The organism is Dyadobacter sp. NIV53, from assembly GCF_019711195.1.
Lineage (GTDB): Bacteria > Bacteroidota > Bacteroidia > Cytophagales > Spirosomataceae > Dyadobacter.
Map to the genome: position 1 here is coordinate 1,902,104 of NZ_CP081299.1, position 13,162 is coordinate 1,915,265.

At 44.7% G+C, this 13,162-nt stretch carries 12 protein-coding genes; 2 read left to right on the forward strand and 10 right to left on the reverse strand.

The features are described 5' to 3' along the window. Positions 1-98: 98 nt before the first annotated feature. Both KZC02_RS07775 and KZC02_RS07780 read right to left on the reverse strand, forming a co-directional pair. Positions 99-830: a LytTR family DNA-binding domain-containing protein gene (locus tag KZC02_RS07775; protein ID WP_221393579.1), complete on the reverse strand. Its 732-nt coding sequence runs from the start codon at positions 828-830 to the stop codon at positions 99-101. Beyond that, a complete protein-coding gene (locus tag KZC02_RS07780; protein ID WP_221393580.1) occupies positions 830-1,873 on the reverse strand; it encodes a sensor histidine kinase in 1,044 nt (347 codons plus the stop codon). Before KZC02_RS07780 ends, KZC02_RS07775 begins: the two co-directional genes overlap by 1 nt. A gap of 322 nt (positions 1,874-2,195) precedes the next feature. Between KZC02_RS07780 and KZC02_RS07785 the strand changes: the two genes are divergently transcribed. Next, positions 2,196-3,449, forward strand: a complete 1,254-nt coding sequence (locus KZC02_RS07785; RefSeq protein ID WP_221393581.1) for a PQQ-dependent sugar dehydrogenase — start codon at positions 2,196-2,198, stop codon at positions 3,447-3,449. A 45-nt stretch (positions 3,450-3,494) separates the two neighbouring features. Next, positions 3,495-4,406, forward strand: a complete 912-nt coding sequence (locus KZC02_RS07790) for an FAD:protein FMN transferase (RefSeq protein WP_221393582.1) — start codon at positions 3,495-3,497, stop codon at positions 4,404-4,406. Positions 4,407-4,411: 5 nt separating this feature from the next. Here KZC02_RS07790 and moaA read toward each other — a convergent pair whose 3' ends face one another. The 8 genes from moaA to KZC02_RS07830 form a co-directional block, all read right to left on the reverse strand. After that, positions 4,412-5,392 carry a GTP 3',8-cyclase MoaA gene (gene moaA, locus KZC02_RS07795; RefSeq protein ID WP_221393583.1) on the reverse strand — a complete coding sequence of 327 codons (981 nt, stop codon included), beginning with the start codon at positions 5,390-5,392 and terminating at the stop codon, positions 4,412-4,414. Positions 5,393-5,435: 43 nt separating this feature from the next. Further along, the gene (locus KZC02_RS07800; RefSeq protein ID WP_221393584.1) at positions 5,436-7,700 is read right to left on the reverse strand and encodes a xanthine dehydrogenase family protein molybdopterin-binding subunit; all 2,265 of its coding nucleotides are present in this window, start codon (positions 7,698-7,700) and stop codon (positions 5,436-5,438) included. 32 nt (positions 7,701-7,732) lie between these two features. Further along, complete coding sequence (locus KZC02_RS07805) at positions 7,733-8,188, reverse strand: (2Fe-2S)-binding protein (RefSeq protein ID WP_221393585.1); 456 nt, start codon at positions 8,186-8,188, stop codon at positions 7,733-7,735. A gap of 134 nt (positions 8,189-8,322) precedes the next feature. Beyond that, positions 8,323-8,571, reverse strand: coding sequence for a hypothetical protein (locus KZC02_RS07810; protein ID WP_221393586.1), 249 nt, complete (start codon positions 8,569-8,571; stop codon positions 8,323-8,325). Positions 8,572-8,666: 95 nt separating this feature from the next. Next, positions 8,667-9,029 carry a hypothetical protein gene (locus KZC02_RS07815; protein ID WP_221393587.1) on the reverse strand — a complete coding sequence of 121 codons (363 nt, stop codon included), beginning with the start codon at positions 9,027-9,029 and terminating at the stop codon, positions 8,667-8,669. Positions 9,030-9,262: 233 nt separating this feature from the next. Then, positions 9,263-10,276 (reverse strand): aldo/keto reductase, encoded by a 1,014-nt coding sequence (locus KZC02_RS07820; RefSeq protein WP_221393588.1) that lies wholly within the window; start codon positions 10,274-10,276, stop codon positions 9,263-9,265. A gap of 56 nt (positions 10,277-10,332) precedes the next feature. Next, positions 10,333-12,489, reverse strand: a complete 2,157-nt coding sequence (locus KZC02_RS07825) for a molybdopterin cofactor-binding domain-containing protein (protein WP_221393589.1) — start codon at positions 12,487-12,489, stop codon at positions 10,333-10,335. A gap of 19 nt (positions 12,490-12,508) precedes the next feature. Next, entirely contained in the window at positions 12,509-13,153 is a 645-nt protein-coding gene (locus KZC02_RS07830) for a hypothetical protein (protein ID WP_221393590.1), read from the reverse strand. Positions 13,154-13,162 lie beyond the last annotated feature (9 nt).

Sequence of the window (13,162 nt, forward strand, 5' to 3'; positions counted from 1 at the left end):
ATTCTTCTACCTAATGGTATACAGATTCCTGATATGTATACCAATATTCCTGTTTTAGGCCTTTAATTCCCATAGGTGTTTAAATTTTATTGCAGCTATTACAAAGTATCCGATGAAAGATTATCGGGAATTAAGTTGTCGAGTTTATTCTTGTAAATGCGCCCGATTGGAATTTCCTCATTGCCGATTCTGATGTAATTGGAACTGATCGCCTGAATGTGATCCAACGAAATAATGAAGGATTTATGAATCCTGATAAAGCGGTCAGGTGGCAATTTTTCTTCCAGATATCCGATCCTGAGGTATGAAACCAACGGGCCGGATTTGGTATGAACACGCACGTAATCTTTCAAACTTTCAATCCACAGAATATCATCCAGAAATAGCTTCACCATCTCTTTATCAACTTTAAAATATTGGTAATCCCTTTCTATTTTAGGAACCACCATTGCATCATTGGCGGGCAACGCATTCTGAGCAAAACGATAAATCTTACCTACCGATAGCAGAAACCGTTCAAATGAGATAGGCTTTACCAGAAAATCAAGTACATCAAATTCATAGCTTTCCAACGCATATTCACGAAAGGCCGTCGTGAATATGACTTTTGGTCTGTAACCTAATGGACGCAGCAGATCAAAACCTGTTAATTTCGGCATTTGAATGTCCAGGAATATGACATCCACTTGCGTTTGCTGCAACTGTTGCAATCCTTGCGTAGGGCTATTAGATACCCCAACCAGTTCCAAATCCGGTAAACGGCCGATATAATCAACCATTAAGTCTGTGGCCAGCGGCTCATCATCGAGCACAAAACAACGTATTACCATCAGGAAATGTTAAATTTTAATACTGCCAGAAATTGCTCGTCCTCGGGCATGGTTACTATTTCGTAATCGCCGGGAAAAAGAATATCAAGGCGTTTTCTAAGGTTTATTAAGCCCAATCCTGAGCTTGACGGCACCTGATTTTCGGGCACAGAGTTTTCTACGGAAAATACCAGCCGATTTTTGTCAATGGATAAATTCATAATGATCCAGCAAAGGCCTTCAGTTTGAGCAGCGCCATGTTTGAATGCATTTTCTACAAACGTCAATAAAAGCATTGGAGGCAGCTTTATTTGATTTGCGTTGGTAAGAGAACTAAAATTGGTTTGGATATCAAGGCGATCGCCATAGCGAATTTTTTCCAGGGATATGTAATCATTTAAATAGGCAATTTCTTTTGCTAATGGCACATGATCCTGGTGACTCTCATGGAGTTGATAGCTAAGCAGCCCACCCAGCCGATGCAGCAGATTTGGCATCTGATTTGGGTTGTGCAGCGAAACGGATACCAGATTATTAAGTGTATTAAAAAGAAAATGCGGCTGAACCTGCGATTGGAGAAGCCGGTATTCGGCAGCCAATTTCTCCCTGCGGTATGTCTCACTTAACCGTTGCTGCTGCAAGGTATTTTTCACAAGTTCAACAGTTACAAATAAAGCTACAATTAAGTGCAGCTGCGTAGTTTCAGCGAGAAGTTTAGGAAGATACCAAAATGGTTTATGCAATGCCTGCGGAAAGTAATTCGGATAAAACCAGAAATAATTAAGAGAACGTCGTAAAATACCAAAAACGACCAGGCCGCCAATAAGACTTATCCAAAAGCCTATCATCTGCCCATTCATCAAAAAGCGCCGGACGGTAACAAGTAAATGCCAGTAGGCAGCAATCATAATCAGCGGAAGGTGCAGACTGATAGAGCGAAAAGTCCACTCGAAGTTATCGAAATTTGCTCCCGTGTTCAGCCATTCAAACAGGAAATAGCCAACCCAAAACGCGGCCTGCGTCCACACGCCCTTAAATGGTTTTAACGACTGAGTATCAAACATTATTTATTTATAAACACAACGATATACTGGAAAGCTCAATTACGTTTGAAGTTAGCTGTTTATTAAACATTAGTTGATACAATTTAGCCCAACAACAAAGGTAGCCTCCCCTAATGTTGAGAAAAACCACAAACGACCTGTTTCCCCGATAAACGTTTAAAGTACTGCCGTGTTGTTGTATGGGAGGGTTTTGATGTCGTTCGTCTAAAAACAGTCTTTTCATTTCACAAAATTCGAATGCTTTGCGTAACCGGGTTATATGCGTAACGCTAAATCGGTCCGCTAATAACTCATCTTAATTTAAAACTAACAAAGAAAAACCATGACAACAAAAATTTTGAAAGTACTGGCAATTTCGGCCTTTGTTGTAATATCCTGTAAAAAGAACGATACAGAGCCAACCACAAATCCTCCGGTTGCCATTGACACGACAACAACAACGACGCCAGGCACACCAGTAGAAACCATTCGTCCCAACAGTTCTTACAGACCTGCATTTGCGGGACAAACCAGGGTTGCAGGTGTCAAAACAGCAACGCCCATCGAAGGGCGCATATTAACAAGTAACCTGAGCAGTCCTTGGGGAATCACCGTGCTGCCGGATGGGAGGTTGCTGATAACGGAAAAGGCGGGAACGATGCGTATTGCCACCACTGCCGGTGTATTAAGTGCACCCATTACAGGTTTGCCTGCTGTTAATCCTGCTGGCCAGGGAGGGTTGCTGGGTGTACGGATCGACCCGGCCTTTTCAGCAAACAGGATGGTTTACTGGGTATTTTCAGAACCCACAGCTGAAGGTAATTTAACGTCTGTCGGAAAGGGAAGATTAAGGGAAGATGAAGCCATGATTGAAAACCCGACCGTTATTTACCGCGCGCTACCAGCTTACAGAGGGACAGCACATTACGGAGGAAGGATTCTATTTGACCGGGACGGCAATCTGCTGGTCAGTGCGGGCGAGCGGGCCGACAATGCAACCCGAACACAGGCACAATCTCTGAATTCCGGATTTGGGAAAATTGTGCGGATTACCAATGAAGGTCAGCCGGTAGCGGGCAACCCATTTATAGGGCAGGCAGATGCACGGCCTGAAATATTCTCCTATGGCCACCGCAATCCGCAGGGCCTGGCAATCCATCCGGTAACCGGTGATCTGTGGAATACTGAACATGGTCCCCGGGGAGGCGACGAACTGAACAGAGTGGAAGCAGGAAAAAATTATGGCTGGCCAATCATCACTTATGGTCTGGAATATTCCGGGACTGCGGTAGGTGCAGCCATTCAAACGCGCGATGGTATGGAGCAACCTGCTTATTATTGGGATCCGGTCGTCTCACCAAGTGGCATTGGCTTTTACAGCAGCGACAGCATTCCTGAATGGAAAAACAATTTATTTATTGGAAGTTTGAGTGGCATGCATGTGGTAAGATTAGTAATTACAGACAATAAAATTACTGGCGAAGAGCGTCTGTTTGCTTCTGAAAACCAGCGGTTCAGAGACATTACTCAGGGAAATGACGGAGCATTGTATGCCATTACAGATGCTGGAAGGCTTTACCGGATCTACAAACGCTAGTGATCATAAACAATTCTCTCATCATAGAAATAAAATAGACGCGTTATGGACGAGTCAGTTGATGACAATAGCAACTCTTTATTTGTATTTGATGCCATCGGTACCCATTGGGAAATTGAGACATATGAACCATTGACTGATGGGATAAAGAAAAAAGTACTGGATCGGATTGAGTCCTTTGACAAAACTTATTCCCGGTTCCGGACTGATTCACTTGTTACTGAAATTGCCTCTGCCTCTAACGGAGGCAATTTTAACTTTCCGGTTGATTGTATCCCCATTTTTGAGCTATATGACAAGCTTCATAACCTGACGGGCGGAGCTGTGGATCCACTGGTGGGGCGGAGACTTGAAGTGCTTGGTTATGACAGAAACTACTCGCTTACACCAGCAAATGACATACTCCTGCATAAGAACCATGAGCAGAAAGCATGTTGGGGAAAAGATGTTTTCCGGGACCGTCAGAGCTTGATAACAAACCGACCGGTGGTGATTGATATTGGTGCAGCCGGTAAAGGATATCTGGTCGATCTGGTTAGTGAGATTCTTCTTAAAGAAGAAGTAACAGAGTTCATCATTGATGCAGGCGGAGATATCCGGCACTCCGGAATTTGGAAGTTCCCAATCGGAATGCAGCATCCGTTACAGCTTGAACATGTTATTGGCGTTATTGATTTGCAGGATAGTGCCATTTGCGCTTCTGCATCCAACAAACGGGCTTGGGGCGAAGGATTGCACCACATACTCGATGCCAGGGTTGGACTGCCCGTTCAGGACGTAATTGCCACCTGGGTCATTGCCAAAAACGCGCTGATAGCAGACGGATTGGCGACTGCACTTTTCTTTATTAGCGCAGACAAATTGAAGGGGCATTTTCAATTTTCCTCCGTTCGCATGTTTTCTAATAATACGATTGAGAAGTCAAAAAACTTTAAAGGTGAGCTATTTTTAGATTGAGAAAATTATCCCCCAATCGTAATCATGCTTCTATTGAGAATTTTGTCGGCATCAATTTCCCCGAAATCCGTTGTCATCTGACCACCCAGCTGAAAATGCTTGGCTGCGATAGTCTGATGGATTAATGGAAGAATCTGCTGCCCGTTTCGTAAAGCCGTTAAAAGATCGGTTTCACCATTGGAAAAAAGGCAGTTCTTAAGCTTGCCGTCGGCAGTCAGGCGCATCCGGTTGCAGTCTGAGCAGAAATGAGAACTCATCGTACTGATCACACCGAAAGTTCCTACATGCCCCGGCACCCGGAATCTTTTGGCTGTATCATGTGCTTTTCTATCAACGGAGGAAAAATCATATCTATCTGAAATAACCTGCAATATTTCATTCAGTGTCATCACCTGATTGTTTGTCCACCGATTCCCGGTAAAAGGCATAAATTCGATGAAACGTACATCCACCGGCGTTGATTTGGTCCATGCAACAAAATCAATCAATTCATAATCATTCAAACCTTTCATGACCACGACGTTTACTTTCACATGAAAACCGTTTTCCAGGCACAGCTGAATATTTTCTAAAACACTGTCAAACTGATTTCTTCGGGTGACTTTATTGAACTTTTCATGGTTTAAAGTATCAAGGCTAATATTGAGCGAACGAACCCCTGCCTCGTTAAGAACATCAATGAACTTATGCAGCCTTGTGCCGTTTGTTGTCATTGTGAGTTCAACGGGAAGTTTTGCGAGAGTAAGTATTATGTCGGCAGCGTCATGACGCACCAAAGGTTCACCTCCTGTAAGCCGGATTTTATTCACCCCGGCCGCGACAAACGTCGTGGCCAGGGCTTCAATTTCGGAGCATTGCATTAATTTGGAAGTCGGAGTAAACAAATACTCCTCTTCCGGCATGCAGTAGAAACACCTCAAATTACAATTATCGGTTAACGATATACGCAGGTAATTATGAACACGGTTGAAACTATCTCTAATCATTATTAGGTTTTGGCGATTCCACTTAATTTTTTCTCCATTAGTCTTATATCGTCGTTTTTACATTCTTTTCAAAATCCGGCTGAAAAGGCTGATTATAGAATCTCCTCCCCTTGTTCTTATAAAGCGCATTCGCCACTGCACCAAACACCGGTGGAAACGGCGGTTCTCCTAAACCCGTTGGATCCAGATCATTTTGGACAAAATGTACTTCGATACTTTTAGGCGCTTCATTGATGCGGATCATTCGGTAATTGTGAAAATTCGTCTGCTGCGGCACGCCGTCTTTATGTGTCAAAGCGCCATAAAATGCGTTGCCTATTCCATCAACCACCGCTCCCTGCACCATATTGGTTGCCGATTCGGGGTTAATGACAATGCCACAATCCATCGCGCTGAACACGCGCTCTACATAAGGCTGTCCGTCCCGCGTCACCATATCGACAACATGGGCCGCATAGGAATTGTGACAGAAATAAGCGGCCACACCACGGTTGTATTTCTCATTGCCTGGCTTGCCCCAACCGGATTTCTCACGAAGCAATTCCAGTACACCGGCGTATCTTCCTGCATCATACTCATTGTTCTTACCCACCGGACTTTCCTTTGCCTTTTTTAAAAGCTCCAACCTGAATTCAATCGGATCTTTTCCTGCGGCTTCGGCCACTTCATCCAGAAACGATTGTTCAGCCGCTGCATTAAAATTGGAACGTGGTGCCCTGAAAGCCCCAATCGTAATATTGGAAGCGATTTGCCAGCCTTCCGCCAGATAATTATCCACCGCTCCGGCCGGAAAACGATTTGCATGTATCGCATGCTCGGGTATTCCCCCACCCTTTACATGAAAAGCAATCAGGTTTTTGTCTGCATCCAGCGCGGCGCGGTAAGTCGCTGTATACATCGGGCGGTAAATGCCGTAAGTCATATCATCCTCACGGGTGTACATCAGTTTCACCGGTGCCTTTACTTTTTTAGAGATTAAGCCGGCCTCTGAAAGATAATGTCCGTACGCCCTGCGCCCAAAACCGCCACCCATACGCGTCATTTGTATCTCAATTTTATCGGCAGGCAGATTTAACAGTTTCGCAAGTGTAGGCTCTGTCCAACCCGGTGCCTGCAACGGACCTGCGAAGAGTGCTTTTTCATCGGTTACATGGGCGAAGAAATTCATCGGTTCCATGCAATTGTGCGCCAGAAACGGGGCATTATAAGTGCGTTCGATCACCTGCGCTGCATTTTTGAAAGCCGTTTCAGGGTCGCCATCTTTTCTTAATTGCTGGGCGGGTTTATTTGCAAACTCGTGCATTTGCTGCATTTGAGTGCTTGTCGTTTCAAGCGCTCCGGGAACAACAACTTCCTTTTTTCCACCTCTGCCGCCCATGGTATCCTTGGTATCACCCGCATTTTCCCAGTTAGCGACCAGCTTTTTACGCGCATTCATCACTTCCCATGTAGTATTACCAACTACTACCAGCAACTCGTTGAATGTACGGGTATCGAATCCGCCTTGTTCAAATCCGTCCTCGTATAATTTCAGACTAAAAATATCTTTGATACCCGGCATCTTCAGTGCCTGGACCGCATCGAACGATTTGAGTTTCATTCCAAAAGCTGGCGGGTGCTGGATCATGGCGATCAGCATACCATCCACTTGATAATCCAATCCAAAAAGAGGTTTACCACTTACAATTTTATGACCTTCTACATTTTTAGTGGCCTTTCTGACAATTGTAAAATCTTTTGGTGCTTTCAGCGGCAAGTCCTTTGGCACAGGAACGGCAGCCGCCTTACTAGCCAAATCACCGTATTTCGCAGACTTCCCGCTTGGATGCGATAGCACGCCTGCTTTGGTCGTCACTTCGCCAACTGGTACATTCCATGTCTGAGCTGCCGCTTCACGCAGCATTTGCCTGGCGGCTGCACCGGCTTGCCGCAGTGGCTTCCAGTACATCCGGACTGAATTACTCCCGCCCGTAAACTGAGCACCTAATTTTGCAGGATCATGCGGCCCCATTTCGACGGTGACGTTTTTCCAGTCCACATCCAGTTCCTCTGCCAGCATCATAGGCAAAGAAGTCATTACATTCTGACCGAACTCAGGGTTGGGACAAATGAGTTTAATCTTGTTGTCAGGTGTGATATGAATGTAGCCATTCAGCGATGCCCATTGCTCCGGCAGGTTAAGCGCCTGCATTTTGTCAGCAGATTTGAAACTGGATAACCAGCTCACCGTAAGCAACATCCCTCCTCCGGAAAGCACCGAAGCTTTCAAAAATGAGCGTCTATCGTAGGTTGTTTTATTAGTTTCCATGGTGAAATTCTTGTTTTGGATTTAGGATAACATTATTTCTTCGCTACTGACTTAACAGCATCTTTGATCCTCAGATACGTACCACAGCGGCATATATTACCGCTCATGTGGGCATCAATATCCTTGTCCGAAGGATTGGGATTAGATTTTAACAGCGCCGCAGCACTCATGATCTGGCCAGACTGACAATATCCGCATTGAGCCACATCATGCTCAATCCAGGCCATCTGAACCGGATGATCTCCTTTTTCAGACAACCCTTCTATTGTCGTAACAGCGGACTTGCCCACTGCCGAAACAGGCAGTTGACAGGAACGAACTGCATTTCCATCCAGATGCACCGTGCACGCACCACATTGTGCGACTCCGCAGCCATATTTGGTTCCCCGCAAGTCAAGGTGATCACGCAAAAGCCAAAGGACAGGGGTGGATGGATCAACTTCTACTTTCCTGACTTTACCATTGATCTTTAAGTTAAATACAGCCACGGTGTTAATATTTTTATAAGTAATGTATAAAAGCTAAGATAAATATTTTGAAACCAACAAAAAAACATAACTATAGACATTCGCCCAACGACCAGATTCTTCGACGAACGGCAAATTTCCCAATGGTAAATACTTTAATTCGGGTTACTAATTTGGTAAAAGATCTTTCTCAGCATCCTGTTAACCTCTTCCTCCTCAGGAAAATCGAAAGTAAATTCGGTGTTTATTGCCTGTAAAATTGCCCGGGCCTTATCTATGGATTCTTTCTTTTCCGGAAATTCCCTCAGAATATTTTGCCAGTATTCATCAATGAATTCGTTCGGCGATTCTATCCAGATTTTAAAATTCGGATCTTCAAGCAGATCAATTATTTCTTCTACCATAGGGGATTAAATTTAAGTAGCAGATATATTTTGTGGCAACACCCGACAGTGTAGATCGTAACAAGCGGATCCCAGACAGCGAAAAGCCGGTTTGCCTAGTCGACTTTTGCAGCCTGCTGTTTAATCTGCCTGATCGCATCATTAAAGCCGACCGGCGTACCACTCGATCCTGCCAATCGCCCTACTCTGACCTGGCTTATGTGCTTTCCGTTTACCACCTCCGGCACCGCAGCCGCAAAGCGACGTTGCAAATCCAAAGACGTCGGATCAGTCGCATGCGTTTGTACCTGAGTATTGCTTACGATCGCACTTGTAAGTGTAACTGTGACCGTAATGTGAGACGGAAGGCCGCCATATTCGCCCCTTGCAGAATAAACACCATCGACGTAAACGGTATCCCCAATAACGATCTCCTCAGGTAAATCTTTGATTTCAGATTCCGGAGATGAACACGCCATTAATGCGCATAAAGAAAAGCCAATCAACATTGACTTTATAATCTTCTTTTTCCTTTTCATCATAATATTTACTATTGACCAATACGGCTCATCAAAAAGTTGGTTGTTATGTAAGATTACTTCCTCGCAGCATTTTGTACTGCGCTTGCCGCTCTTTTTTCAGACATTTACCAACATGCAGCACGGTAGCCAATCTGGCAGCTGCACCGATCATATTTTGAAATGATACTTAATTAATTGTCAACCATCTTTTGCATGGCTTCGGCATAACGTGCACCTTGTACCTTAATTTGTGACGCCGCACGCTGAATCTCCATTAATTCATTATCGCTAAGCTTAATATTTGCTCCACCCAAATTCTCTTCTAATCTATGCAATTTGGTCGTGCCAGGAATTGGCACAATCCAGGGCTTTTGGGCCAGCAGCCAAGCCAGTGCTATTTGCGCAGGTGTGGCCGGCACTCCGGTGGCCGGCACCCCGGTTCCATTTTTCTCCCCTGCGATTTTTCCTAGCAGATCAACCATTGCCTGATTTGCCTTGCGAGCCTCTGCTGTGAAACGTGGCACTGTATTTCTAAAATCCGTTTTATCAAATGTGGTGTTCTCGTCAATCTTACCCGTCAGAAAACCCTTGCCCAGCGGACTAAAAGGTACAAAACCGATCCCTAATTCTTCCAATGTAGGTATAATCTCATTTTCGGGTTCTCGCCACCATAAGGAATATTCACTCTGAAGCGCAGCAACAGGTTGTACCGCATGCGCTTTGCGGATCGTTTGCACACCTGCTTCTGACAGACCAAAATACTTTACTTTTCCTGCCTGGATCAAATCTTTAACAGTTCCCGCAACATCTTCAATTGGTACCTCAGGATCAACCCGGTGCTGATATAAAAGATCAATATAGTCTGTTCTCAGACGTTTTAAAGACGCTTCAACAAAAGCTATAATACTTTCCGGCTTACTGTTAAGCCCACCTTTTGAGTCGCCGCCTTCGAAACCAAATTTTGTTGCAATCACTACCTGATTCCTGAATGGTTCCAGCGCTTCTCCTAATAATTCTTCGTTTGCAAAGGGGCCATAAGCCTCGGCTGTATCAAAAAAAGTAACTCCCTGATCAAATGCTGCATTGATTAATGCAATAGCATCCTTTCTCTCAGCAGCAGGCCCATAACCAAAGCTAAGCCCCATGCAGCCCAGACCCAGAGCAGATACTTCCAGACCACTATTTCCTAATTGTCTTTTTTTCATTATTTTATTGATTTCAAGTTGTTGATTTCATAAATTATTTGATCCAAAAGATCATACTAAACGTTCTGTAAGCTAAACGGCAGTTTCCGGATACGTTTCCCCGTCAAATCAAAAATTGCATTTGTCAGTGCCGGAGCGAAAGGTGGCAATCCCGGTTCTCCTACCCCACCGGCATCTGCATCGTTGTCCATAATGTGTATGTCAATTGGGGGAATATCCGTAATGCGCGGCATTTGATAGGTGCTGAAATTATGGTCGACCGCCATGCCGTCTTTGAATTTAACCTGATGGATCGTCGCAGCGCCAAGTGCCATAACAACCGATCCTTCAATCTGTGCTTTGATTGTATCGGGATTCACATACCAGCCGCAATCCATCACCGCCCAAACCTGATCGACTTTCACACCGCCTGATTCCCGCTTTGAAACTTTTACGACCTGTGCTACGGTGCTGGAAAAACATTCAGTAATTGCCACCCCATACCCTGCACCCTTTGCCCTACTCTTCCAACCGGACACTTCTTCGATTTTATCAATCAGCTTTTGCAAACGATCTTCTTTCAAATAAGCGCGTCTGAAGTCCAGTGGATCTTTCCCCGCCTCCAATGCCAGTTCATCCAGAAAACTTTCATACGCAAAACCGTTCGTAGACGCATATACGGAGCGCCACCACATCGTCGGGATCGGTGTTTCAAAAGGAACGTCCATGATCGCCAGATTTTTGATCGACTCTGTGTAGGGTTTCAGAAAACCTTCCGAGGTACTGCGATTTGCAACGTCTTTTTTGCCACCACGCCAGTGATCATTATTTTGACCGGCCATCCTGACTTTAAATGCATCGATCTCACCGTTATTGATCACACCTTCACACCGGTATGTAATTCCCGGACGGAATGGCCCCTGGGTTGCGTCATCCTCCCGCGTCCATACCACCTGCACCGGTCCTTTTATTTCTTTTGAAATTACAGCAGCTTCATGCGGATAATCCATAAAAGCTTTCCGTCCAAAACCGCCACCCAGAAACGTCATATTCACAATCACTTTTTCTTTGGGAATCGACATTTCTTTACTGATATAATCCTGTACCCATTCCGGAGCTTGGATCGGCCCCCAAATTTCCAGCTTGTCATCATGATAGTGGGCTACGCAATTAAGCGGCTCCATCGCAGCATGATATTGGTATGGCGTCTCGTAAATAACATCTATTTTTTTAGACGCTTTTGCTATAATTTCATTCGGTTCACCCTGCTTTTTGAAAGTTAAGCCTTCCTGCGTTTGTAAAACTTCGGCCTGACGTTTGTAAATTTCTTCGGTGTCCAAATGTTCAAATCCTGTATCGTCCCACTCCACTTTCAAAGCTTTTTTTCCCTGAATCGCTGCCCAGGTAGAATCTGCAACTACCGCCACACCTTCACGATAAGTATCAAAAACGCCCATTTTTACTTTGAAAACATTTTTAACACCGGGTACTTGTCTGGTCTTTGTGTCATCAAAGCTCTTTACTTTTCCTCTTAATCTCGGGTTTCGTTCAACTGCTGCATACATCATGCCCGGAATCATTTTATCCAATCCAAAAACAGCAGAACCGTTGGTTTTCATTGGCGTATCCAACCGGCGCAATGGCTTTCCAATTAACTTGTAATCTGCACGTTTCTTCAAAACTACGTCTTTTGGAGCTTCCAGTTTTGATGCTGCTTCAACAAGTTCGCCATAATGCAGCCGTTTGCCAGAAGGCTTGTGAATGACATGACCACCTTCGGCGTAACATTCTATTTTCGGCACTCCCCATTTGGTTGCAGCAGCCTGGATCAGCATTTCACGTGCGGTTGCACTTAGTTTTAACAGATTTTTGTATGAACCTCTTACCGTTGAGCTACCACCTGTAACCTGATTTCCATATTTTTTGGCGTTGCCCGGAGCAAAGACCACATTGATTTCATTGAGATTTACTTCCAGTTCTTCTGCAACAATTTGCGGAACGGCCTGATAGGAACCCTGACCCATTTCTGCACGGTGGTCAAAAATCGTGACCTTACCTGATGCATCAATGTGTACCCAGGAATTCATCTCTACCCCGAAATTATTGGCTTCGGCAGCATTAATAATCTTTGCAGGTTTTGCATTGCCCGGCCAGTAAAAGCCGAGCGAAAACACCGCGCCTGTGACAGCAGATGTTTTTAAAAAATTTCTTCTTGATACTGTTTGGTTGTCCATAGTGTCGTTGATGAATGGGTTACTTTTTAGGCGCATAAGCACCTTTTTTGATCCATGTCAGCCATGCTTTTTTAAATTCAGCGTGACTCACTGGCGGCAAAGTTCTTCCTTCCCCAGGATTCCACACTGCAAGCACCAGCCCATCGTCTGCGTGTTCTATCAGCTTTTTGATGTCTTTATTGCCATTCTTTTTCTTGTCCATCAGCTGTATAGCAAGCTCATGAGCACTTTTCCCTTCGAAAACCATCTTCATAGCAGCAGGCGGCAAATGCCAGTCGGGGTTACCAGGAGGTGTATGCAAACCCGGTGTATTGGTTTCCTGGTGGCAATTCGAGCATTTCATCGCATACACACCTTTACCTTCTACACCACGTTTAGGTCCCATAACATGTAAATGACTGTCATCGCCTTGTAATGGTATATCACCAGCCGGGTGACAGTTCATACAGCGGGGACTCATCAACGTCTTATATACCGTTTCAAATGCTTTGACAGATTCGATACTGTCCCGGTTAATAGTACTGAAGGTGATTTTTTTCACCGGTGCTTCGTCTTTTTTAAACGCGGACGCTCCTACGGCGATGATAAATACTAATATGGACAGCACAGCGGCTGTCTTTACGGAAACGAAATTACCCGTTCCGGCTTTTGGATCTTGCTTCATATAATAAGA

Excerpts from the sequence above, each read along its gene's own strand:
- KZC02_RS07775 (WP_221393579.1), bottom strand. The coding sequence starts at position 830 with ATGGTAATACGTTGTTTTGTGCTCGATGATGAGCCGCTGGCCACAGAC.
- KZC02_RS07780 (WP_221393580.1), bottom strand. The coding sequence starts at position 1,873 with ATGTTTGATACTCAGTCGTTAAAACCATTTAAGGGCGTGTGGACGCAG.
- KZC02_RS07785 (WP_221393581.1), top strand. The coding sequence starts at position 2,196 with ATGACAACAAAAATTTTGAAAGTACTGGCAATTTCGGCCTTTGTTGTA.
- KZC02_RS07790 (WP_221393582.1), top strand. The coding sequence starts at position 3,495 with ATGGACGAGTCAGTTGATGACAATAGCAACTCTTTATTTGTATTTGAT.
- moaA (WP_221393583.1), bottom strand. The coding sequence starts at position 5,392 with ATGATTAGAGATAGTTTCAACCGTGTTCATAATTACCTGCGTATATCG.
- KZC02_RS07800 (WP_221393584.1), bottom strand. The coding sequence starts at position 7,700 with ATGGAAACTAATAAAACAACCTACGATAGACGCTCATTTTTGAAAGCT.
- KZC02_RS07810 (WP_221393586.1), bottom strand. The coding sequence starts at position 8,571 with ATGGTAGAAGAAATAATTGATCTGCTTGAAGATCCGAATTTTAAAATC.
- KZC02_RS07815 (WP_221393587.1), bottom strand. The coding sequence starts at position 9,029 with ATGGCGTGTTCATCTCCGGAATCTGAAATCAAAGATTTACCTGAGGAG.
- KZC02_RS07820 (WP_221393588.1), bottom strand. The coding sequence starts at position 10,276 with ATGAAAAAAAGACAATTAGGAAATAGTGGTCTGGAAGTATCTGCTCTG.
- KZC02_RS07825 (WP_221393589.1), bottom strand. The coding sequence starts at position 12,489 with ATGGACAACCAAACAGTATCAAGAAGAAATTTTTTAAAAACATCTGCT.
- KZC02_RS07830 (WP_221393590.1), bottom strand. The coding sequence starts at position 13,153 with ATGAAGCAAGATCCAAAAGCCGGAACGGGTAATTTCGTTTCCGTAAAG.